We start from the raw sequence: 20,792 nt of genomic DNA, 5'->3' as shown, positions 1-20,792 counted from the left end.
TTTGTGTATCAAGGGCTTATGAAACACACGGCCCGTCTCGCTCGCTTTTCCTTCATTGCTTCGACCGCGCTGGTCCTGGCTGCGTGCGGGGGCGATGCAAGCGAAGCGGAACGCGCCGCGGACGAGGCCGAAGAAACGCGCGGCTCCTACGATATCGATACCGCAACCGGCGAAACCAGCGCGCGCTATACCGACGAAGACGGCACAACCACGACCATGCGGTCGGGCGAAAGCGTACCGGTCGAACTTCCCACAGGCTTCACGGTCTATCCGGGCGCAACGGTGGTGAACAACACGCGCGTCGAGCAGGCGGATGGCCTGCTGGTGCTGCTCAACCTCGAAAGCGAAGACACGCCGGAAGAGATGGTCGCCTTCTATCGCAAGCAGGCGGAAGAGGCGGGCATCGATATCGCCATGTCGATCCAGAGCGGGCCGACGACCATGATCGGCGGCGAGCAGGCGGGCGGGGCCAGCTTCTCCTTCACCGCAACGCGTGAGGAGGACACGACCTCGGCCCAGCTATCGGTGGGCTCGGGTCTCGAATGAATCTTGCCCGCGGGGGCGCACGGCGCTAGAGGCGCGCGCGAAAACCCTATCTCCCCCGCTTACATACGCAAGGAATTCACCATGGCGGTTACCCGCACCTTTTCGATCATCAAGCCCGACGCCACCCGCCGCAACCTGACCGGCGGCGTCACCAAGATGCTGGAAGAAGCCGGCCTGCGCGTCGTCGCCTCGAAGCGCATCCACATGACCCGCGAACAGGCCGAAGGCTTCTACGCGGTCCACAAGGAACGCCCCTTCTTCGGTGAACTGGTCGACTTCATGATCTCGGGCCCGGTCGTCGTCCAGGTGCTCGAAGGCGAAGACGCCGTGAAGCGCAACCGCGACGTGATGGGCGCCACCAACCCGGCCGACGCCGCCGAAGGCACCATCCGCAAGACCTACGCCGAATCGATCGAAGCGAACTCGGTCCACGGTTCGGACAGCGACGAAAACGCCAAGATCGAAATCGACTTCTTCTTCAACGAAGACGAAATCGTCGGCTAATCCGCTGCAATCACCGGAAGTTTCCGGTGGTTTAACAAATGTCTATTTGTAGTGGGGGTGATCCAGAGTAGGGTCGCCCCCATTATGCTGCGTGCGCTGTTCCAGAATCGAAACCTTCGCAAGGCGCGGATCGCGGCCGTACGCGAGATGGTCGATGCGCTCAACGCGCTGGATTACGCCAGGATGCGCACACTGCTGACACCCGATGCGGTCATCATCGACACGCAGGGCCGGAAGATGGAAGGCATCGAAGCCATCATCGAAGGCGACCGGATCTTTCGCGAACAGGCGGACCGCCCGCAGGTCGAGGTGCAGTCGCTCGACTACACTCGCGGAGAGGTGCTGGCGCGCTGCTGGATGAAAAGCCACATGCCGGAAATCGACGGGCCGCTGCTCTGGCGGATCGAATTTGCTGGCGAACGTGTCCACCGGGTCGAGGTTACGCGCCCGGTGAACCGCCTGACCGCCCCGCAAGTCGCAGCGCAGCAACAGGTTCGCTAGCGACCTTTGAACCCCGCCATCTGCGTGCGATGCGCCGTGTGCGCCCCGCCTGAGGCGCGTTTCTGTTCCGATTCCATCGCCGCAATCGCCGCATCGGTGAGCGGGATGGACAGCATCTCGTAAGTGCGGGCGATTTCGCGCCGCCAATCGGCGCCAAGCCCGTCGAAATCGACATGCACCACGGCGCCATCGAACCTGGCCAGCGCCACCGCGATGCGCTCTTCGCGAAGGGCAAGCTTGCGGCGCCATTCGCTTTCGATCCCCTCGACCTGGCCCGCATCGCTCTGGAAGGCCATCTGGCTGGCGACGAGCGAGACCGAGCTGTCGAGCACCTCGGCGCTGTCGCGCCGCGTCACCACCAGCCGCGCCCTGGGGAACTGCTCCAGCAGGGCCGGCAGGTCTTCGGAGAATTGCGGGCATTTGAGGACCCGCGGCTTTTCGGCATCGCCCATGGTCGCTGCATCGGTGCGCAGGATGCGGGCAAACTCGGCGTAGACGGGGCCCGCGTCATGCGCCTCGCTCCAGCCGACGAAGGAAGCGATGCGCCACTGCGCTTCGAAGGTCGCGGGCGAAAGCGCGCCGGCCAGCCAGCCGATCTCCTCGTCAACGCGAGTGGCGCCGAAGGGATGGATGGCGTCGAGCCAAGGGTTGATGCGCCGCGCGATGGCGAGCGCCGCGCCGGCCTTCAAGGGGCGCAGGTCGGGGCGCGCAGGCACGGGGTCGTGGCTGTTGCAAAAGCGCGTGCCGGTGTGGCGCGGATCCGCGGCAAGCAGGCGGTGCATGCGGGTGGTGCCCGCGCGCATCTGGCCAAGGACGATGATCGGATCGGCGATCGGGGTGCTCGCCAGCGCCGGCTCTTCGCGCCATGCGCGGCCCAGCGCGTGCCGCTTGCGGATGGCCGATGTGATCTGGCCATAAGCCATGGTATGCCCCAGCGCGTTGAGCTCCGCATCCTCTCGCAGGCTAGTGCAAAGGCGATCGAGCCGCAGGCGGAAATCGGCAACCTCTTCCTCGCTGCGGACCGAGCGTTCGTCCGCTTCCTCGAAGCCGCGGCTGCCCACCTCCCACAGGAAGTCGGGCTCCAGCGGCGGCTTGGGCGTGACGCCCTTGTCCCACAGCGCCTGGACCGCACGGTCCGCCCAATCGGCGGTCCTGGCGCGGGCGAGGGGGTGAGGGCGCGGAGGAACCGGCATGGCCGCTAGAACGCGTCCGCCGCGTCGAGCAGCTTGGTGGCGCTTTTCGGAGCAACCACGCGCCAGCTGCGCTGGAGCCAGTCCGCGACGTTGTCCCAGTCGACGCCCGGACGGTTGAGGATCACGCCGATCCATCCGCTCGCGCCGTAATAGGCGGGCTTGTGATAGGCCTGCGGCTGCGCTTCGACGAGGCCTTCGAGCTCGTCCATGCTCGAGCATTTCACCAGCAGCGAGATATGCGGCGTGCCGTGGTGCTGGTCGGAAAAATAGGCGAAATACTTGCCCGATTTGACCGTTCCCACGCGGAAGCCGGCTGATCCGTGGCTCTCGCGCTCATGCGTTTGCGGCAGGGCCAGCGCCAGTTCGCGCACGCGTTCGAGCAGCCATTCGGGATCGCTGCCGCGCGAGACATAGTCCGACAGCACGCGCGGGTAGAGCTGGTGTTCGGCCACGCGCACCCGGCTGGCGAGCTTGTCCGGCGTGTCGCCTGGCCAGATCGCAACGCGGGCCTGCCCCAGCGGTTCGCCCGCGTCGAGCTCTTCGGTCACGAGGTGGACCGTGGTGCCGGCATGGCTGTCGCCCGCCTCGATTGCGCGGGCGTGGGTGTCGAGGCCGGGGTATTTGGGCAGCAGCGAGGGGTGGATGTTGAGCATCCGGCCTTCCCATCGCTTCACGAACCCTTCGGTCAGGATGCGCATGTAGCCGGCGAGCACGATGTACTGCGCACCCGCTTGCTTTGCCGCCTGCTCCATTGCCGCATCATGGTCGGCGCGGGGCATGCCTTTGTGCGAGAGGGCAAAGGTTTCGATGCCCTCGGCGCTGGCCAGGGTAAGCGCCTCGGCCTCCGGATCGTTCGCGGCGACGAGCACGATCTCATAGGCCGCGCCCGGCAGGCGGCTGGCGTAGAGCAGGGCGGCCATATTGGTGCCCTTGCCGGACACGAAGACCGCGACCTTGGCCGGGTCGGGGCCCGCTTCAGGCATTATGGGTGGCCGACCAGTCGTCGCGCGCCGCCCAGGTGCCGGCCGAGCCGCTGACGGTGCAACCCTTGTCGCCTTCCTCGATGCGGCCAACGGCAAGCACCGTTTCGCCCGCGTTTACGAGGCGGCTGCGCACGATCTCCGCATTTGCCGGATCGACCGCGAGGACCATGCCAACGCCGCAGTTGAAGGTGCGCGCCATTTCAACAGGTTCGATGTTCCCCTGCGCCTGCAGGAACGCCATCAGCCCCGGCTGCTCCCACCCATCGGCGTCGACCTGGGCGTGGGCACCTGCAGGCAGGACGCGCGGGATGTTCTCCAGCAGGCCGCCGCCGGTGATATGCGCCATCGCGTCGATCAGCCCGTCGCGCACCAGCGGCAGCAGGCTCTTCACATAGATGCGGGTCGGTTCGATCAGCGTATCGATCAGCAGCCGGTCGCGGTCGAAGACCGCGGGGCGGTCGAGCTTCCAGAACTTGTCCGCGGCAAGGCGGCGCACCAGCGAATAGCCGTTGGAATGGACGCCCGAGCTGGCAAGGCCGAGCAGGATGTGGCCCGGCGCCACGCGTTCGCCTGTCAGCTGTTCGCCGCGCTCCACCGCGCCGACGCAGAAACCGGCAAGGTCGTAATCGCCTTCGGCGTACATGCCCGGCATCTCCGCGGTTTCGCCGCCAATCAGTGCGCAGCCGGCCTGCTGGCAGCCTTGTGCGATGCCGGCGATGACGCGCTCGGCCACGCCATTCTCCAGCTTCCCGGTGGCGAAGTAGTCGAGGAAGAACAGCGGCTCTGCGCCCTGCACGATCAGGTCGTTGACGCACATGGCGACGAGGTCGATGCCGACCGTGTCGTGCTTGTCGCTGTCGATCGCGAGCTTGAGCTTGGTGCCGACACCATCGTTGCCCGCCACCAGCAGCGGATCCTTGTAGCCCGCGGCCTTGGGGTCGAAAAAGCCGCCGAAACCGCCGATCTCGCCGTCCGCGCCGGGGCGCATGGTGGCCTTGACCAGCGGGCCGATCGCCTTGACCAGCGCGTTGCCGGCCTCGATCGAGACCCCGGCCTGTTCGTAGGTGTAGGACGGCGTATTGCCGCGCGGTTCGTCACTCATCCTGTCCGCCTTACGCATTCGCGCTTGGATTTCCAGTTGCCTTTGGGCAAAAGGCGCCCTGTTTTCCCCATGAGCCACGCTATTCCTCTCCAGCCAACCACTCGCCGCCCGCTTCTGTGGGCCGTCGCCTTTGCGCTCTTCGCGGCGCTGGGCGTGGCCGTGTGGGCGCAGGTCGGCGGCGAACGCGGGATCGCGCCGATCGCTTCGAGCAGCGACATCGAGGTCATGGGTATCGAGGTCGATGTGCGCGCCGCCAGCGGCGCCGAAGCGCGTGAGGAAGCCTGGGAGATCGCCCAGCGCGAAGCCTGGGATCGCCTCGACGGGCCGAGCTTGAGCGATTCGCAGATCGAAGGACTGGTTTCGGCCATCGTCATCGAACGCGAACAGCTTGGACCGCGGCGCTACATTGCCACGCTGGGCGTGGTGTTCGATCGCCAGCGCGCCTCGCGCTATCTCGGCTCCGCAGGCGAAGCGACCCGTTCTGCGCCCATGCTGCTGCTGCCGGTAACCGTCAGCGCCGGCACACAGATGGTCTATGAGCAGCGTAACCCCTGGCAGCGCGCCTGGGCCGAATACCAGGCCGGGCAGAGCCGGATCGACTATGTGCGTCCGGCCGGGGCGGGCGGCGATTCGTTGCTGCTGACCTATGGCCAGACCAGCCGTCGCAGCCGCACCTGGTGGCGCAACGCGCTCGACCAGTTCGGCGCGGCCGATGTGCTCGTGCCGATCGCGAACCTGCGTTACACCTATCCCGGCGGCCCGATCGAGGGGACCTTCACCGCGCGCTACGGCCCGGACAATGTCTATCTCGACGGCTTCGACATGACCGCGGCCTCGCCCGAAGAGCTGCCCGATATGCTCGGCCGCGCGGTGGTCCGTTTCGACCGGATCTTCGAACTCGCGCTGGCTGACGGCAAGCTGCGTCCCGACCCGACCCTCAACGTCGGCACGCCCGAACTCGATCCGGTGCTCCAGCGCCTGCTCGACCTCGGCCGTGCGCTCCAGGCGCGCGATCGCGCCGCTGCCGAAACGGCGAGCCAGCCGACCCCCGAAAGCGGGGAAGCCATCACCGCCGCGCCGATCCAGACGCCGCCGCCCGAAAACTCGGTCGCGCTCTACACGGTGCAGGTGGCAACGCCTGATGCGGCCGCCTTCGACGGCGCGGTCTCCGCCGTGCGCGCCACGCCGGGCGTGCGCAACACGGGCATCCGCAGCACCGCCATCGGCGGGACATCGGTGATGACGGTGAGCTATGCCGGCTCCATCGGCGAACTGGCCCAGGCGCTGCGGGCGCGCGGCTTTACCGTGCAGCAGGGCAGCAACGCGCTCGCCATCAGCCGCTGACGACGCGCCTCCCGTGTCGTCGCAAATCGCCCTTCCGCTGATTCCCGCAGGCTCCGGCCAGCCGGCCAGCATCGTGCTGGGCGAAAGCAACCGCGCGGTTGCCGAAGCGCTCACGGCGCCGGACACGTGGCCTTTTCGCACCGCGATCCTTCACGGACCACCGCGCTCGGGCAAGTCGCTGTTCGGCCAATGGTTCGCCGCCCAGCACCCCGGCGGAGTGATCGACGGGGTGGAGGCGATGGACGAGACGCAGGTCTTTCACCGCTGGAACCGCGCGCAGGAAGACGGCGCGCCCTTGCTGCTGATCGCAAACACGCCGCGCTGGGACATCACACTGCCCGACCTGCGCAGCCGCATGGGGGCGGCCCTGCAGCTTGAAATCGGCCCTCCCGACGACGCGCTGACGGCCGATCTCATGCTCTCGCTGGCCGCCCAGAGGGGGCTTGCGCTGGGCGAGGGCGCGCCCGCCTATCTCGTCCCGCGAATGGAGCGCAGCTACGCGGCGACGGAGAAAATCGTGGCCGAAATCGACCGTATCAGCCTTGAACGACAGGTTCCCGCGACCCTATCTGTATGGCGAGACGCGTTGGAAGCGGTGCAGGGCCCGGACCAGGGCCGCTTGCTTTAATTGCTTCCCGGTGGGAGAATAGTGCCAATGTTCGAACGGCTTGTCGCCTATCTCGACAGCGTGAAGGCACGCGATCCCGCGCCCCGCAGCCGGTGGGAGGTGCTCACCTATCCCGGCGTCTGGGCAATGTTCTATCACCGCATCGCGCACTGGCTGTTCGAAGCCGAGCTCTATTTCCTGGCCCGCCTGGTCAACCACTGGAGCCGCTGGCTTACCGCGATCGACATCCATCCGGGCGCCAAGATCGGCAAGAACCTGTTCATCGACCACGGCTTCTCGGTCATCGGCGAAACCGCCGAGATCGGCGACAATGTGACCATCTATCAATGCGTGACGCTGGGCGGGACCAACCCGACCAACGGCGTGGGCGGCAAGCGCCACCCGACGCTGGAGGATAATGTCATCATCGGCTCGGGCGCGCAGATCATCGGCCCGATCACGGTGGGCGAGCGCGGCCGCGTGGGCGCGAACGCGGTGGTGATGGACGATGTGCCGGCAGGCGCGACCATGGTCGGCCTGAAGGCGCGCTCGACGCTCGTCCCGGCCGAGGAATGGATCAAGGAATTCATCCCCTACGGCACGCCCAATTGCGAAGACGCCGAGGGCAACCGGATCGACTGCATCGAAAAGCTTGAAGGCGAACTCGCCGCGCTGCGTGCCGAGATGGCCGAGCTCAAGGCCGCTTCGAAAGGCGTCGCCACCCCGATCGATGCCAAGAAGAGCGGGACAGGCCACTGATGAGCGCACACGGTGCACCGGGCGTCCCCGGTCAGGTCGTCGCTTTTCCCGGCAGGGCGAATGGACAGGTCGGCTTCGACCGCGCCGAGCTCCAGCGTATCCTCGATCTCTACGGCCGGATGGTCGCGGCGGGCCAGTGGCGCGACTACGCGATGGATTTCGACAAGCAGGCCGCGACCTTCGCCGCCTTCCGCCGCACGGCCGAGCGCCCCCAGGCGCGGGTGGAAAAGCGCCCGAGCCTGCGCAACAAGCAGGGCATGTGGACCCTGTTCGGCGAACACGGGCAGATCCTGAAGCGTGGGCATGAGCTCGCCAGCGTGCTCGCCCCGATGGAACGCAGGCTCCTGAAGGCGGTCGAGGACTAGCCTCAGCCGCCGACGATCCGCACCGACGGGCGGGCAATCTCTTCTCGCGCAAAGTCTTCCGGATCGATCGTCGGCAGGTATTCGGCCTGCGCGGCGGTGATTTTGCGCGCCAGATTGGAAAACAGGAAGGCGGAGCCCAGCAGCAGCACCACGGCGAAGCAGGTGATCGCGTACTCCATCCACAGAGGCGTCATGATGACGAGATTGGAACTGAGGTCGAGCGCGAACTTCAGGACCATCATGCTGAAGATGACCAGCCCCACTGCCAGCGCGGTCCACCAGGCGGTGACGTCCTCGACCGTCGAATGAGCGAAATCCTCCGGCTCGCCATGGCTGCGGTTGTGCAGCTCGCGCATCGCTTCGAACGGCATGATCAGGTTGGCGAGCGGAATGAGATAGGCGGCCAGCGCCTTTCCGGGCGTGTACTTCTGGCGGATCCCGGCTGCCTGCAAATTGCTGTGCGCGCGCCAGACCCAGACCAGCATGGCGATGATGAAGGCGAGGCTAGACACCCCCATGACAATGGCGGAGATCGCAACCGGGCTATCCCATCCGGGCGCTTCGGGTCCGCCCGAGACATAGGCCCGCTCGATCAGCGCGACACTGGACCGTTCGTATTCGGACTGCGTCTCGCGATAGCGCGATTCGTAGCCGTACACCGTGGTCGGTCGGTTGAGTTCTTCTAGCTCGGCAATGTTGTCGTAGACCTGCCGCACCTCGAACCCGCCGAGGACCAGCATGACCAGCCCTGCGGCCAGCAGGACAAGCGACGATATCGTGACGGTGAGCGAACAGACGCGCAGCGTGCGCAGACACGAGACAGTGTTCATGCGACCCCCAAAGAAAAACCCCGCGCCGTTTCTGTAACGGGGCGGGGTCTTTCGCAAGCAGTAGGGGGCGGCTTATCCGCGAGCGCTGCTCGGGCCGGTTCCGGTAACCTTCTGCATGGCGGTCAGGATCGCGCCCGACTGTTCGCTGCCCGACTGCGGGGCCTTGAGGTTCGAGAACTCGCTGATCTTGTCCCAGTTGGCGGCAAAGCCTTCGACCGTGCGCTCGCCATCGGGCAGCCAGACGGCATCGTTCATGACGGTCCAGGCCGAGTGGTAGCCACCGGCACCCGCGCCGACGATGGCGTTGGTGGGCGCGTCTTCGCTGACGAGGAAGAGCGCGGCCGGAACCACGTTCACCGGATCGAACAGCTTGAAGGCTTCTTCGGGGAAGAGGTCTTCGGTCATGCGCGTGCCGGCAACCGGCGAGAGCGTGTTGACCTTGATGTTGTACTTCGCGCCTTCGAGCTGAAGCGTCTTGGTAAGGCCGGCGAGGCCGAGCTTGGCGGCGCCGTAGTTGGCCTGGCCGAAGTTGCCGAACAGGCCGGTCGACGAGGCGGTCATGAGGATGCGGCCATAGGCCTGCTCACGGAAGGTTTCCCAGCACGCCTTGGTGACGAAGGCCGAGCCGGTCAGGTGGACCTTGAGGACGAACTCGAAGTCTTCCGGGCTCATCTTGGCAAAGGTCTTGTCGCGCAGGACGCCGGCGTTGTTGATGAGGACGTGCACGCCGCCCCACTTCTGCTTGGCGTCGGCGACCATCTTTTCCATCTGGTCGTATTCGGTGACCGAGCCGCCGTTCGAGATGGCTTCACCGCCCATCTTCTCGATTTCCTCGACGACCTGGAGGGCCATGTCCGAATGGCCGGTGCCGTCACGCGAACCGCCGAGGTCGTTGACGACGACCTTCGCGCCGCGGCGGGCGAGTTCGAGTGCGTATTCGCGGCCCAGACCGCCGCCTGCGCCGGTGACGATGGCTACCTTGTCCTTGAAGTCGATGCTCATGGGGCTGCTCCTGCTGTGTTGTTTGTCGTTTACGTAAAGGTCAATTGGTGCAGCGGACTGCCACGTTCTTTTCGCACTTGCAACACCGGGTATGGCGTGCCGCTATGCCGTAACGGCGAAATGGTCAGCCGAGGCGCGAAAGCGCCGGGATCAGCTCGGCCAGCGAATCGATTTCTGCGTCGGCACCCAGTTCGCCGCGCGGCTTGTCGCAATATCCGTAACGCGCGCCGATCACCGGGACTCCGGCGGCCCGCGCCGCCTTGACGTCATAGGAGCTGTCGCCGACGAAAGCGAGGCTGCCGCCGCCGCCGCGCTTGACCGCTTCGAAGATCGGGTCTGGCGCCGGCTTGGCGCGGCCCTTGCCCATGGTATCGCCGCCGATGATCGCCACGAAGTGGTCGGCCAGCTCCAGCGTTTCGAGGATCTGGCGGGCGAAGCTTTCGAACTTGTTGGTCACCACCGCCATGGTCACGCCGCGCTCTGTCAGCTCGCCCAGCACCTCGCGCGCATGGGGATAGGGCTGCGTGTGGACCGCGTTGTTCTCGGCGTAATAGGCCAGCATCTTCTTGTAGAGATTGCGGAATTCGTCTTCCGGCAGGCCGCCCTGTTCGTCGACCGCCTGCTTCAGCATGATCTTCGCGCCGCCGCCGATCAGGTCGCTGGCGTGGTCGGCGGGTACGGGCTTGAAGCCGCCGAGGTCCAGCGCGTGGTTCACCGCCGCGCCCAGGTCACGGTGGGTTTCCAGCAGGGTTCCGTCGAGATCGAAGCCGATGGTGGCAAAGGGCAGGTCGCTCATGGCCCTTTCGGTGGCGGATGGTTCTTCAAACTGCAAGCGATTGGTGGCAAGGCGTATCCCCATGAGTAGCCAGCACGATTTCGCCGCCGTCATCCTTGCCGCGGGCAAGGGCACCCGCATGAAGAGCGACCTGCACAAGGTCCTGCACCCGATTGCCGGGCGGCCGATGCTGCTCCACCTGCTCGACAGCTTTGCCGAACTGGAGCTGAAACGCACCGTGGTGGTGGTCGGCGACAAGCGCGAACAGCTCGACGCGGCGCTTGAAGGCCGAGACGTCAGCACCGCGCTGCAGGAACCGCAGCTCGGCACGGCGCACGCCGCCCTGCAGGCGCGCGCGGCGCTGGAGGGCTTTTCCGGCCATATCCTCGTGTGCTTCGGCGATTGCCCGATGGTACGCGGCGAGACCGTCCAGCGCCTGATTGCCGCGCTCGACAATGGCGCGAAGGTTGCGGTGCTCGGCTTCCGCCCCGACGATCCGCTCGCCTACGGACGGATCATTGCCGATGCGGATGGCACGGTTGCGAAGATGGTCGAGTTCAAGGATGCGAGCGAGGACGAGCGCGCCTGCGATCTGTGCAATTCGGGTCTGATCGTTGCCCATTCGGACGATATGTGGCCGCTGCTCGACGCGGTCGGCAACGACAACGCGCAAGGCGAATACTACCTGCCCGATGTCGCCACCGGCGCGATTGCGCGCGGCGATACGGTGAAGGTGGTCGAGACCGATCCGGGCGAGGTTGCGGGCATCAACAGCCGCGCTGAACTCGCCGCTGCCGAAGCGCAGTGGCAGGAGCTGAAGCGCGAGGAAGCGATGGCCGAAGGCGCCTCGCTCAAGGCGCCCGAGACCGTGTTCTTCAGCTGGGACACCAAGCTTGGCCGCGATGTCACGATCGAACCCAATGTCGTCTTCGGTCCCGGCGTGACCGTGGCCGATGGCGCGACCATCCACGCATTCAGCCACCTCGAAGGCGCGAGCGTGGGCGCAAACTGCTCGGTCGGACCCTACGCCCGCCTGCGCCCCGGCGCGGTCATGGAGCAAGGCGCCAAGGTCGGCAATTTCGTCGAAATGAAGAAGGCCGTGCTGGGCGAAGGGGCCAAGGCCAACCACCTGACCTATCTCGGCGATGCGGAAGTGGGCGCAGGCGCGAACATCGGCGCGGGCACCATCACCTGCAATTACGACGGCTATTTCAAGTACAAGACCGTGATCGGCGAGCGCGCTTTCATCGGATCGAACAGCGCGCTGATCGCCCCCGTTTCCATCGGCGCAGACGCGATCGTGGCGGCCGGCAGCGCGGTCAGCCGCGATGTCGGCGACGGGGACCTGCGCCTCGTGCGCGCAGAGCAGGTGGTGAAGCCCGGCTGGGCCGATCGCTTCCACGACGCGATGAAGAAGAAAAAGGCCGCCGAGAAGAAGTGAGGGCGCTCGCCGCCTTGGCCCTGCTGCTTGCAGGATGTGCAGGCGAGGGGCCTGCGCCCGAAGAGGCGACGAGTACCGAACCGGCAGAGGAAATCGCAGCGGCAGGCGAAGACGCGCCTGACACACGCGTTACCCAGGCCCCAGCGCCATCTCCGGTGACCTGTTCGCAGGCGGAAGAGGCGATCTTCTCCTGCAAGACTGCGAGCGGAAAAAGCATCGCGGTGTGCGGCACGCCTGACGGGAAGGCCGAATACCGCTTCGGCGGCGACACAGCGGAACTGACCCTGCGCGGCGGAGAGTGGGCCAGCGTGCCCTATTCGGGCGGCGGCGAGGCGCAGATTGCCTTTGCCAACGGGCCGGTGCGCTATGTCGTCTTCAGCCGCATGATCCGCACCAATTTCGCGGCCGGCGAGCCCAACAATCCCGTCTTCAGCGACGGGGTGATCGTGCTGGAGGGCGAAGAGGTCGTCGCGCTCCAGACATGCGATGATCCCGACACGCTCGCGATCCAGTATTTCGCGGCCGAGGAGCGCTTTCCTACCGCCGATGATCTCTTCACCTTTGAAACCGGCCGCGCCGATCCGGCTACTGCGGAGTGAACTCCGGATAGAAGCGCGCGCGGAACCGGTCGAGCCAGGCGGCAAGGTTGGCGTGCCCTGCAATCATTGGTTTCATCGGGCTCGAGAAGGGCACGTAGGCAATGTTGGCCAGCAACGAATAGACTGTCGCATCGGTCATGGTGGGCTGCTCGCCGAAGAACCAGTCCTGATCGCCGAGCAAGCCAGCCAGCGCTCCGATGTCCTTGGCGGAGATCGCCTCGATCTCCTCGGGCGAATGCAGGCCCATCCCGTGCCCTTCAAGCTGCTTGGTTACCGCGCGGCGCGCGTAGGGCGCAAGGATGGCGCGCACCGGGGCAGGGATGTCGCCCAGCACCGAACCCTTGAGGATCGGCCAGTTCTCGTCGCGCCGCCAGCGGTCGTAGACCATGGCCCAGTAGAGGTTCTCCTCGATCATTCGCTGGATCGCGACGGCGGCGCCCTTTTGCGCGGCCGACAGCCGTGCATCGGGATCGACCCCGAATTCGCCCTTGAGAAAGTCGATGATTAGCGCGGAATCGCCCAGCGTGCGGCCTTGGTATTCGATCCAAGGCGCCTTCTTCTTCGGGCCGGCGAAGGGCGTCGCCGCGGTGATCGACTGGTGCTCGATCCCGGTCATGCGAAAGAACGCGTCGAGCTTGAGACAGAACGGGCTGACGGTCACCAGCCCCCAGCGTCCCGGCAAGTGATAGGCCTTGATTGCGCTCATGGTATTGCCCTCCCTTGCGCGAAGACTATCCGAAGCCGGTGCAATCGGCAAAGGTGGGCCAATGGCGGAATCCGAAACCTGCTGGCTGTGCACCCGGCCCTTGGGAAACAAGGTGCAGCGGCATCACACCGTGCCCAAGGCCAAGAAAGGTCGCGCTACCGTACCGGTCCACCCGATCTGCCACCGGGCCATCCATGCCAATTTCACGAACGCTCAGCTGGCGCGCATGGGCGATGACCACGCGGCACTGGTCCGCCACGAGGGGATGGCGAACTTCCTACGATGGGTGGCCGCCAAGCCGCCCGATTTTCACGCTCCTACCCGAAGGGCGCGCTAGTCAGTCGAGGAACTGGCCGCCCGCTTCGCCGAGCGAGGCCCAGCGAATGGCGACCGGGTGATCCCCGCTTGCGAAACTCAAGGTATAGCCGGTGCCGCAGCGAATGCCGCGCGGCACGGCAAGCCGAAACCCGTCGCCCGAGACGTCCACGATGGTGCAGGAGGTGTCCTCCATCGCCGCATGCCGCAGGGTCGCGGCTTCCCTCACGGAAATGCGTGGCTGGTGGGACAGGTCGGGCATCGCTGGAGATCTCCTGCGCGGATACAATCGGATGCGACACCTTGCTTGCCGTCCACTTCTAGGGAAACAGGCTTGCCTAAGCGTTAAGGGGTCTCAGCATGTGGGCGATTGCTTAACCAAAGCGTGGTATTTCAAAGGGATGGATCAAGCTTCATCTCCGCGCCTCCACGTCCTTGGTCATCCGCTCGCGCAAACTTCCCTCACGCTGGTGACGAGCGATGGGGAAGATCTGGCGAGCGCTCTGGATGGGCGCGAGGCTTCGATTGCCTTCGACAGGGCAGGGACGGCGCTTTCGGCCAACGTCTGGCCCGCGCTGACTGTGCGCGAGGACGGGCTTTTCACTTCCGAAGTGGGCGGGCGGTGGGTTCCGCCACACGCGTCGCTCTCTATCGGTGAGGCCGCACCCTCTCTTGGCCACGCCCTGCTGCATGGCATCGCGAAGGAGGATGTGCTGAGCGTGTCCGCACGCAACGCGCAGGTGGTGTCGCTTGGCCTTGGGGGCACACGCTATTCGGAGCCGGGGCAGAGCTTCTACCTCGCCGGATCGCAGGTCGAGATCGCGTACAGTCAACTCGATGAGGGGCTCGAGCTGCGTCTCCAAGCGCCGCTCGAAGCGAGCCGCCGCGTGCACAAGGGCGCTATAGAACTCGAAGCGCAGCTCTCGGCGCGTTTCCTGCTGCCCGCAAACGCGCTGCCTTACGCTGGCCTATGGGCGAGACGTCCAGACAACAGCGCCGTAGTGGATGCGAACTGGCAGCCCAGCCAGCGCACGATCGGCGACCTTGCCGCGCGCTATCGCGGCGTGGTGGCGCGCGGCTCGCTCGACTGGGGCGGTGATCGCAGAGGCTCACATCCAACCGGGCCCTGGGTCGATTGCCTGATCGAGCCCCATCGCATGCATCTCGTTCCCCGTTCGCGGCTGTCGCGAAAGGCCAGTGGCGCCTTCGAAAAGTCGCGCACCGAGGGCGAGCTCGAATTGCATTTCGGCATGGCGACGCTGGAGAAAGCGCTTGAGGGTCGCAGCCACGCCCGCCTGGAATGGTTCGGCCCGGCGATCGGCTATGTGAACGGCGTGACGACCCGGCCGATGGAGCAGGGAGGGCCGCGTTTCCAGGCCTTGGAGCGCCTTGCGCTCGATCTCACGCTGAATGCGGATGGCGTGCAGGTGAGCGGCAAGGGCAAGGTCGGCCCCGGCGGAGACCTCGGTCCCGAGGTCACCATGGACTTCCTCATCCCGGCGTTGTGGCTGAAGGTGGCGGGCGCAAGGCTGGGCTGACCCCGTGCGGGCCAGCACAGTCCTCGCGCCCGTCGTGTTTTAGTCCGCAGGCGCGTCCGCGAGGCGCTGGAGCAGGTAGACCATCTGCAGCGCCTGGATCTTGGCGCGCTGCTCGTTGTCGACCCCGCCCGAATGGCCGCCGGTCATGTCCTCGAAGTAGAAATAGTCCTGCCCCAATTCCTTGACCCGCGCGGCGCCTTTGCGCGCGTGCGCAGGGTGGGTGCGGTCGTCGGCGGTCGATGCCCAGAAGAAGGGCGTGGGGTAGTCCTTGCCCTCCAGCAGCTTCTGGTAGGGCGAATAGGGTTCGATCCACGCGCGCTGCTCGGCAATGCGCGGGTCGCCGTATTCGCCGGTCCACGAAGCGCCGCGGCCGATCAGGTGATAGCGCAGCATGTCGAACAGCGGGATCTGCACGATCGCGCCGTTGAACAGGTCGGGCCGCTGGGTGAAGGCCGTGCCGACCAAAAGGCCGCCCTGGCTACCACCCTGGATGCCGAGATGTTCTGGCGAGGTAATCCCGCGCGCAACAGCGTCTTCGGCAATGGCGATGAAGTCGTCCCAGGTGCGCTGCTTGTTCTCGCGGATCGCGCTCTGGTGCCAGCCGGGGCCGAATTCGCCCCCGCCGCGCATGTTGCCGAGAATGTAGGCCCCGCCGCGTTCAAGCCAGATCTTGCCGATCGAGCCGAGGTAGCTGGGCAGGCGCGGGACCTGGAAGCCGCCGTATCCGGTCAGCAGCGTGGGGTTGGTACCGTCCATCACCATGCCCTTGGGCTTGACGAGGAAGTAGGGGATCTTGGTCCCGTCCGCGCTGGTCGCCTCGAACTGCTCGACCTCCATGCCGGCCGCATCGAAATAGGCGGGCGAGGTCTTGATGACCTCCGGCGCGCCGCTGCCGTCGGAATAGTAGAGCGTGGAGGGCGTCAGGAAATCGGTGACCGAGTACATGATCTCGTCCGAGGTGTCGGACGCGGCCTGTACGCCGACGGTCGAATTGTCGGGCAGGTCGATCTCGCTCGACACCCATTGGCCGTCGACATGGTCGAACTTCAGCACCCGCCCGCGCACATTGTCGAGCAGGCTCACATAGAGGCTCTCGGCGGTGTTCGATGCGCCGCGCTTGGTCTGCTTGTCCTGCGGGGCCCAGACCAGCGTCTTGGCCGCGCCGTTGGGGTCAGCCTTGAACTCTTCGAGATCGACCGAGACAAGCGCGTCGGCGGGGAAGGTCTGGCCGCCCGTTTCCCAGTCGACATCGGTCGAGAACAGCAACTGCCCGTCGATCAGCCCGTAGGGCGAGGCCTTCAGCGGCATGTCGAGACGGACCCATTCGCCGTCCTTCTGCCAGAAGTATTCGGTCTCGTGGAAGCTGGTGGCCCGGAAGGCGTAGTAGCCATGCGCGGTGCCGGTGTGATCGCGCAGCAGGGTGGCGGACGACCACACATCGGCTTCCTCGCCGCGCCAGATTTCCTGTGCATCCTCGATCGCGGTGCCGCGTTTCCAGATGCGGCTGGTGCGCGGGTAGAAGCTTTCGGTCAGAGTGCCTTCGCCGAAATCGCGGCTGACGAGCAGCGTATCGGCGTCGATCCATTCGATGCCGCCCTGGCTCTTCTGGTCTAGGACGAAGCCGTCTTCGACGAACTCACCCTTGATCATGTCGAACTCGCGCAGGACGGTCGCGTCTTCCCCGCCATCGGACAGGGCGATCATGCACAGGCGTTCTTCGGGCGGCAGGCAGGTCGAGCCCTTGTAGACCCATTCGCGCCCTTCCGCCTCGGCCAGCGCGTCGACATCGAGCACGGTTTCCCATTCGGGCGCGTCGGTGCGGTAGCTTTCCAGCGTGGTGCGCCGAACGAGGCCGCGCGGGTTCTCCTTGTCCTGCCAGAAATTGTAGAGCCCGTCGGGCCGGATCGAGACATAGGGGATGCGGTCTTCGCTGTCGTAGATCGCCAGCGCCTCGCCCTTTATCGTCTCGAAGCGCGGATCGCCGGCGAGCCGGTCCATCGTGCGGGTGTTTTCCGCCTCGACCCAGGCGAGGGCGCGGTCGCTGCGCGCCTCTTCCAACCAGATGTAGCTGTCGTCTTCGGGTCCGGGGATGCCGTCCTGCGCGGCGGCGGGCGTTTGGGGGGCAAGCGTCATGACCATGGCAATGGCCAGCGCGGATACGAGTTTCAAGGCCGTCTCTCCGTTGATCCTTGGAAAGATCGCAGAGTGACGGGTCGGGCGCGTCAATTCAAGCGCTTGTCGCGCCTAGTCGATGCGTTTCCAGGCGCGGATTTCGCGTTCGTGCAGGGTCTCGTTCGCGATCTCGCGATAACCGGCTGCCAGCGCTTCCTTGACCAGCGCTCCGGCGTCCTCGTTCTGCGGGGTGAACTCGGTGTCGGCGGTCACGATGACCGGTGGGCGGGTGGCGAGCAGGCGGGCGACTTCGCCTTCTTGCACGATGCCCAGCGCGTGGCGTTCGAGCGCGTTGTTGAGATGGTCGGGATAGATGAAACGGGTCGGCAGGCAGCTGCCGGTTAGGCGGTAGAGCGAGGTCGGCCCGTCGTAGATCCACAGGCACGCGTCTTCGCCATCGACATGGGGCGCAATGGCCGAGGTCAGCCGGTCCATCGCCGCGCGCTGCTCGGCAGACTGTTCGTACTGGCGGGGGAGGTAGAGGATGTAGAAACTGCCCGCGAGCACGAGGGCCAACGGGGCAAAGCGGGCCGGGCCACGGCGGTCGAGCAGAGGCAGGGCAAACAGGACCGTCGCGGGCACGGCGGCGGCGAAATAATAGCGGTAGACGGTCGAGGGCAGGAAGACCGTCGCCAGCGAGGCCAGCAGCCACAGCGCGATGAAAAGGTAGGTCTTCGCGTCGCGCAGCGTGCCCATTCGCAGCGCGGCGTAGAGCCCGCCGACGGCCAGCGCGGCGAGCGGCATCAGGAACAGCGCAAGGTCGCTGTAAAGGCGTCCGGCGTCGGAAGCCTCGCGGTCGAAGAAGGACGTGAAGTTTGCAAACAGGAAGGCGTCCCAATGCCCTGCCAGCGCATAGGATGCGCCGACCATGACGGTGGGCAGCAGGCCGAGCGCACCGAAGGCGGCGGCAAGCTGGACCAGGCGCGCAGGCGATGCGCCGCGCCGGAACTGGCCCCACAGCGCCCACAGGCCGAAGAACAGGCACTGCGGCACGGCGGTGTATTTGATCTGCAGCGCCAACCCGCCAATCAGCATGGAAAGCAGCGCGCGCGCCACCGCCTTGGGATGCGCCGGATCGCGCACCAGCAGCGCCATGGCGATCATCAGCGGGACGAAGAAACCTTCCGAATTGCCCGAATGGCTGCCGTAAGTCGTCATCAGCATGGCGTAGAGCAGGCCAGCGCCTGCCGCCGTTGCCCGGTCGACCAATGTGCGCGCCAGGACGTAGATCATGATCGCGCCGGCGGCGGTGAACAGGGCTGCCAGCACCTGGTAGGCCTCTGGACCCGGCCCGCCGATGGCGTGGGCCCCGGCAAACAGGGCGAAGAGGCCAAAGGGCTTGCGGTCCCAGAGGTCGACGAAGGGCAGTTGCCCTTCCAGCATGGCGTTGCCGATCAGCGAATAGAGCTGTTCGTCGATATCGGCGTTGGAATCGCCGATCCAGGGCGAGCGGATCACGAAAACGGCAAGCGCGATCACCGCGCAGGCGATCCAGTCCGCCCGCGCAGGGCGCGCTTTCGCGGGTATTTCAACGCGATCGATTGCGGCGGTTGCCATAAGTCCCCGTTTTCCCCTGCAGGTCGTGGGGCGACCCTGCGGCAAACAGGGTTAATTTTCCCCTACCGCAGCGCCTTTCCAAGCGGCCCGCTTAACCGTTTTTGCACGGCCACCGGTGCAAGGGGAGCGCCATGACCGCCCGCCTGCGCCTGCTTGCCGCCGTCATTTCGGCGCTGCTGCTGATCCTGACCGCCTTTGCGGCCTGGGCCATCGCGCCCTTCAGCCGCGATCCGGCGGACTGGCCCGCCACGGTCAAGAATCTCGTGCGCGCACCCTTTTCCGACCGCATCGTGATCGGTGACAGCCGGGTTAGCTTCGCGCGCGAGCCGGACGGGGCGCTGTTCGTCGGCTATGGCGGGGCGACTTCGCGCCAGCTCGAACGCATGGCCACGATCGTGTGTGCGATCGCACCGGGACAGGTCAGCCTCGCGCTGGGCGTAAACGACACCAAGCCGACCGAGCTCGACCTCGGCGCCAGCCGCGCTGCGCTGAGGCGCCTTGTGCTTGCCTGTAAGCGCGAGGACCTTTGGCTCGGCCAGATCTGGCCGAGCGAGGCGGGGGTGGAGCCTGCGGGCAACGCCTACCATGCCGACGCGATCGAGGAATTGAACGGCTATCTGATCGAGCTGGCAGAAGCGCACGACGCGAAGGTCCTGCCCGTGCCCGCGCTGCCCGAGCCGTTCACCTACGACGGGGTGCATTTCACCCCCGAAGTCTCGCGCCACTACGCCCAGCGGCTGGCCTTTCCCGACCGGCTCCAGCGGGCCGATTAACCCGATTTTCAGCCTGTTCGGGCATGCACACGGCCCATGAGCCGACCGGTTTTCATCACGCCGTCCATGTCGATCCTGCTCGACGCCGTGCGCGCCATTGCGGCGCTGCTCGTGCTCGGCGGCCACATGGTGCAGATGGAGCTCTACACCGGGCCCTATCCCTTCGGGCCAACGATGCAGCACAACGCGGTGATCGTGTTCTTCGTGCTCTCCGGCCTCGTCATTGCGCATTCGGTCAGCAGCCGCAGCTACACGCTCAAGGACTACGCCATTGCCCGCGCTTCGCGCATCGTGCCCGTGGCCTTCTTTGCGATCGGATTCGGCACGCTGATCTTCGCGGCGCTCAGCGCACGGGGGCTGGCGCCGGCAATCGTGACCTGGCCCTATGACGAACTCTCGCTCTCCTCGGTCCTGCTTCCGGCCGTGTTCCTGAGCGAAAGCGGTGATGGCGTGGGGCCGGTCTGGAACCCGCCTTACTGGTCGCTGACCTACGAAGTCTGGTTCTACATCCTGTTTGCCGCGGGCTTCTTCCTGCGCGGGCCGAGCCGCTGGTTCTGGCTGGCGGCGCTCTGCTGGGTCGCGGGGCTTCGCGTCCTGCTGATGTTCCCCATCTGGCTGCTGGGTGCTGCGCTGGTGCGCTATGGCACGCGCTGGGAGCCCAAGGGCCTGCGCGCGGTCCAGTTCGGCCTGTTCGGCTTCATCCTGTGCGCCGTATCGAACGTGCTGGGATCGAGCGGGCGCAAGGTCGCCGAGGCGCTTCAGAACCAGCTCGATTACGCGGTCAAGTTCAGCGAGTATTTCCTGACTGACTACCTTTTCGGCATCGGCATCGCGATGCTGTTCATCGCCGCGCGCCCCTTCGCCGAGTGGGCAGGGGAAGGGCTGAAGAAGGCCGAGCGCCCGGTCCAGTGGTTCGCCGGTTTCAGCTTCTCGCTCTACATCCTGCATTGGCCGATGCTGTCGGCCATGTCCGTGCTGGGTATCGAGGCGGGCGGCAATCCGCTTGCCTTCCTCGCGCTGGTGGGCGGCATTATCGGCGCCTGCGCGCTAGTGGCCCAGTTTACCGAGTACCGCAGCAAGGACGTGCGCCGCTGGCTGACCGCGCGACTTTCCCCGCAGCCAAGGCAAGCCTCCGCCACCTGAGCACAAAAAAGGGCGACCCATCGGGCCGCCCTTGATT

Annotated in this window: 23 protein-coding genes; 13 read left to right on the top strand and 10 right to left on the bottom strand. The window is 66.0% G+C overall.

Going from position 1 to position 20,792, the window contains the following annotated elements:
- Positions 1 to 18: 18 nt before the first annotated feature.
- The 3 genes from KUV82_RS11240 to KUV82_RS11230 all read left to right on the top strand — a co-directional run bounded on the left by KUV82_RS11240 (position 19) and on the right by KUV82_RS11230 (position 1,551).
- Positions 19 to 546, top strand: a complete 528-nt coding sequence (locus KUV82_RS11240) for a hypothetical protein (protein WP_219954358.1) — start codon at positions 19 to 21, stop codon at positions 544 to 546.
- An 81-nt stretch (positions 547 to 627) separates the two neighbouring features.
- The gene (gene ndk / locus KUV82_RS11235) at positions 628 to 1,050 is read left to right on the top strand and encodes a nucleoside-diphosphate kinase (RefSeq protein WP_219954357.1); all 423 of its coding nucleotides are present in this window, start codon (positions 628 to 630) and stop codon (positions 1,048 to 1,050) included.
- Between the two features lie 84 nt (positions 1,051 to 1,134).
- Positions 1,135 to 1,551 (top strand): nuclear transport factor 2 family protein, encoded by a 417-nt coding sequence (locus KUV82_RS11230; RefSeq protein WP_219954356.1) that lies wholly within the window; start codon positions 1,135 to 1,137, stop codon positions 1,549 to 1,551.
- Here KUV82_RS11230 and KUV82_RS11225 read toward each other — a convergent pair.
- Genes KUV82_RS11225 through purM form a run of 3 tightly spaced genes read right to left on the bottom strand, consistent with a single transcriptional unit; the run spans position 1,548 to position 4,829 of the window.
- The gene (locus KUV82_RS11225) at positions 1,548 to 2,744 is read right to left on the bottom strand and encodes a sulfotransferase family protein (RefSeq protein WP_219954355.1); all 1,197 of its coding nucleotides are present in this window, start codon (positions 2,742 to 2,744) and stop codon (positions 1,548 to 1,550) included. The genes KUV82_RS11230 and KUV82_RS11225 overlap by 4 nt on opposite strands.
- A gap of 5 nt (positions 2,745 to 2,749) precedes the next feature.
- A complete protein-coding gene (gene purN / locus KUV82_RS11220; RefSeq protein ID WP_219954354.1) occupies positions 2,750 to 3,727 on the bottom strand; it encodes a phosphoribosylglycinamide formyltransferase in 978 nt (325 codons plus the stop codon).
- Positions 3,720 to 4,829: a phosphoribosylformylglycinamidine cyclo-ligase gene (purM, locus tag KUV82_RS11215; protein ID WP_219954353.1), complete on the bottom strand. Its 1,110-nt coding sequence runs from the start codon at positions 4,827 to 4,829 to the stop codon at positions 3,720 to 3,722. Before purM ends, purN begins: the two co-directional genes overlap by 8 nt.
- 69 nt (positions 4,830 to 4,898) lie before the next feature.
- Here purM and KUV82_RS11210 point away from each other — a divergent pair, with 69 nt between their 5' ends.
- Genes KUV82_RS11210 through KUV82_RS11195 form a run of 4 tightly spaced genes read left to right on the top strand, consistent with a single transcriptional unit; the run spans position 4,899 to position 7,904 of the window.
- Positions 4,899 to 6,173, top strand: coding sequence for a heavy-metal-associated domain-containing protein (locus tag KUV82_RS11210; RefSeq protein WP_258319735.1), 1,275 nt, complete (start codon positions 4,899 to 4,901; stop codon positions 6,171 to 6,173).
- Between the two features lie 13 nt (positions 6,174 to 6,186).
- Positions 6,187 to 6,801 carry an ATPase gene (locus KUV82_RS11205; protein WP_258319734.1) on the top strand — a complete coding sequence of 205 codons (615 nt, stop codon included), beginning with the start codon at positions 6,187 to 6,189 and terminating at the stop codon, positions 6,799 to 6,801.
- A 27-nt stretch (positions 6,802 to 6,828) separates the two neighbouring features.
- A complete protein-coding gene (gene epsC, locus KUV82_RS11200; RefSeq protein ID WP_219954352.1) occupies positions 6,829 to 7,539 on the top strand; it encodes a serine O-acetyltransferase EpsC in 711 nt (236 codons plus the stop codon).
- Complete coding sequence (locus tag KUV82_RS11195; RefSeq protein ID WP_219954351.1) at positions 7,539 to 7,904, top strand: DUF2794 domain-containing protein; 366 nt, start codon at positions 7,539 to 7,541, stop codon at positions 7,902 to 7,904. The genes epsC and KUV82_RS11195 overlap by 1 nt, the downstream gene beginning before the upstream one ends.
- Before the next feature lie 2 nt (positions 7,905 to 7,906).
- Here KUV82_RS11195 and KUV82_RS11190 read toward each other — a convergent pair whose 3' ends face one another.
- The 3 genes from KUV82_RS11190 to KUV82_RS11180 form a co-directional block, all read right to left on the bottom strand.
- The gene (locus KUV82_RS11190; RefSeq protein WP_219954350.1) at positions 7,907 to 8,734 is read right to left on the bottom strand and encodes a DUF4328 domain-containing protein; all 828 of its coding nucleotides are present in this window, start codon (positions 8,732 to 8,734) and stop codon (positions 7,907 to 7,909) included.
- Between the two features lie 72 nt (positions 8,735 to 8,806).
- Positions 8,807 to 9,736 (bottom strand): SDR family NAD(P)-dependent oxidoreductase, encoded by a 930-nt coding sequence (locus KUV82_RS11185; RefSeq protein WP_219954349.1) that lies wholly within the window; start codon positions 9,734 to 9,736, stop codon positions 8,807 to 8,809.
- A gap of 124 nt (positions 9,737 to 9,860) precedes the next feature.
- Positions 9,861 to 10,532 carry an HAD-IA family hydrolase gene (locus KUV82_RS11180; RefSeq protein WP_219954348.1) on the bottom strand — a complete coding sequence of 224 codons (672 nt, stop codon included), beginning with the start codon at positions 10,530 to 10,532 and terminating at the stop codon, positions 9,861 to 9,863.
- A gap of 61 nt (positions 10,533 to 10,593) precedes the next feature.
- On the opposite strand from KUV82_RS11180, the gene glmU reads away from it, so the two are divergent.
- Positions 10,594 to 11,952: a bifunctional UDP-N-acetylglucosamine diphosphorylase/glucosamine-1-phosphate N-acetyltransferase GlmU gene (gene glmU / locus KUV82_RS11175; protein ID WP_219954347.1), complete on the top strand. Its 1,359-nt coding sequence runs from the start codon at positions 10,594 to 10,596 to the stop codon at positions 11,950 to 11,952.
- The gene (locus tag KUV82_RS11170) at positions 11,949 to 12,551 is read left to right on the top strand and encodes a hypothetical protein (RefSeq protein ID WP_219954346.1); all 603 of its coding nucleotides are present in this window, start codon (positions 11,949 to 11,951) and stop codon (positions 12,549 to 12,551) included. The genes glmU and KUV82_RS11170 overlap by 4 nt, the downstream gene beginning before the upstream one ends.
- Here the strand turns inward: KUV82_RS11170 and KUV82_RS11165 are convergent.
- Positions 12,538 to 13,257 (bottom strand): glutathione S-transferase family protein, encoded by a 720-nt coding sequence (locus KUV82_RS11165; RefSeq protein WP_219954345.1) that lies wholly within the window; start codon positions 13,255 to 13,257, stop codon positions 12,538 to 12,540. The genes KUV82_RS11170 and KUV82_RS11165 overlap by 14 nt on opposite strands.
- A 61-nt stretch (positions 13,258 to 13,318) precedes the next feature.
- On the opposite strand from KUV82_RS11165, the gene KUV82_RS11160 reads away from it, so the two are divergent.
- Positions 13,319 to 13,594 carry an HNH endonuclease gene (locus tag KUV82_RS11160; protein WP_219954344.1) on the top strand — a complete coding sequence of 92 codons (276 nt, stop codon included), beginning with the start codon at positions 13,319 to 13,321 and terminating at the stop codon, positions 13,592 to 13,594.
- On the opposite strand, the gene KUV82_RS11155 is transcribed toward KUV82_RS11160, so the two are convergent.
- Entirely contained in the window at positions 13,595 to 13,834 is a 240-nt protein-coding gene (locus KUV82_RS11155) for a hypothetical protein (RefSeq protein ID WP_219954343.1), read from the bottom strand. It abuts the gene before it with no gap.
- 139 nt (positions 13,835 to 13,973) lie between these two features.
- On the opposite strand from KUV82_RS11155, the gene KUV82_RS11150 reads away from it, so the two are divergent.
- Positions 13,974 to 15,110, top strand: a complete 1,137-nt coding sequence (locus KUV82_RS11150) for a hypothetical protein (protein WP_219954342.1) — start codon at positions 13,974 to 13,976, stop codon at positions 15,108 to 15,110.
- Between the two features lie 39 nt (positions 15,111 to 15,149).
- Here the strand turns inward: KUV82_RS11150 and KUV82_RS11145 are convergent, their stop codons facing one another.
- Positions 15,150 to 17,279 carry a prolyl oligopeptidase family serine peptidase gene (locus KUV82_RS11145; RefSeq protein WP_309148074.1) on the bottom strand — a complete coding sequence of 710 codons (2,130 nt, stop codon included), beginning with the start codon at positions 17,277 to 17,279 and terminating at the stop codon, positions 15,150 to 15,152.
- 75 nt (positions 17,280 to 17,354) lie between these two features.
- Positions 17,355 to 18,839: an ArnT family glycosyltransferase gene (locus KUV82_RS11140; protein ID WP_219954341.1), complete on the bottom strand. Its 1,485-nt coding sequence runs from the start codon at positions 18,837 to 18,839 to the stop codon at positions 17,355 to 17,357.
- Positions 18,840 to 18,970: 131 nt separating this feature from the next.
- On the opposite strand from KUV82_RS11140, the gene KUV82_RS11135 reads away from it, so the two are divergent.
- The gene (locus KUV82_RS11135) at positions 18,971 to 19,612 is read left to right on the top strand and encodes an SGNH/GDSL hydrolase family protein (protein WP_219954340.1); all 642 of its coding nucleotides are present in this window, start codon (positions 18,971 to 18,973) and stop codon (positions 19,610 to 19,612) included.
- Between the two features lie 36 nt (positions 19,613 to 19,648).
- Positions 19,649 to 20,755, top strand: coding sequence for an acyltransferase family protein (locus KUV82_RS11130; protein ID WP_219954339.1), 1,107 nt, complete (start codon positions 19,649 to 19,651; stop codon positions 20,753 to 20,755).
- Positions 20,756 to 20,792 lie beyond the last annotated feature (37 nt).

It is taken from the genome of Qipengyuania flava, assembly GCF_019448255.1.
GTDB lineage: Bacteria > Pseudomonadota > Alphaproteobacteria > Sphingomonadales > Sphingomonadaceae > Qipengyuania > Qipengyuania flava_A.
This window is presented reverse-complemented; position numbering and strand designations above follow the sequence as displayed.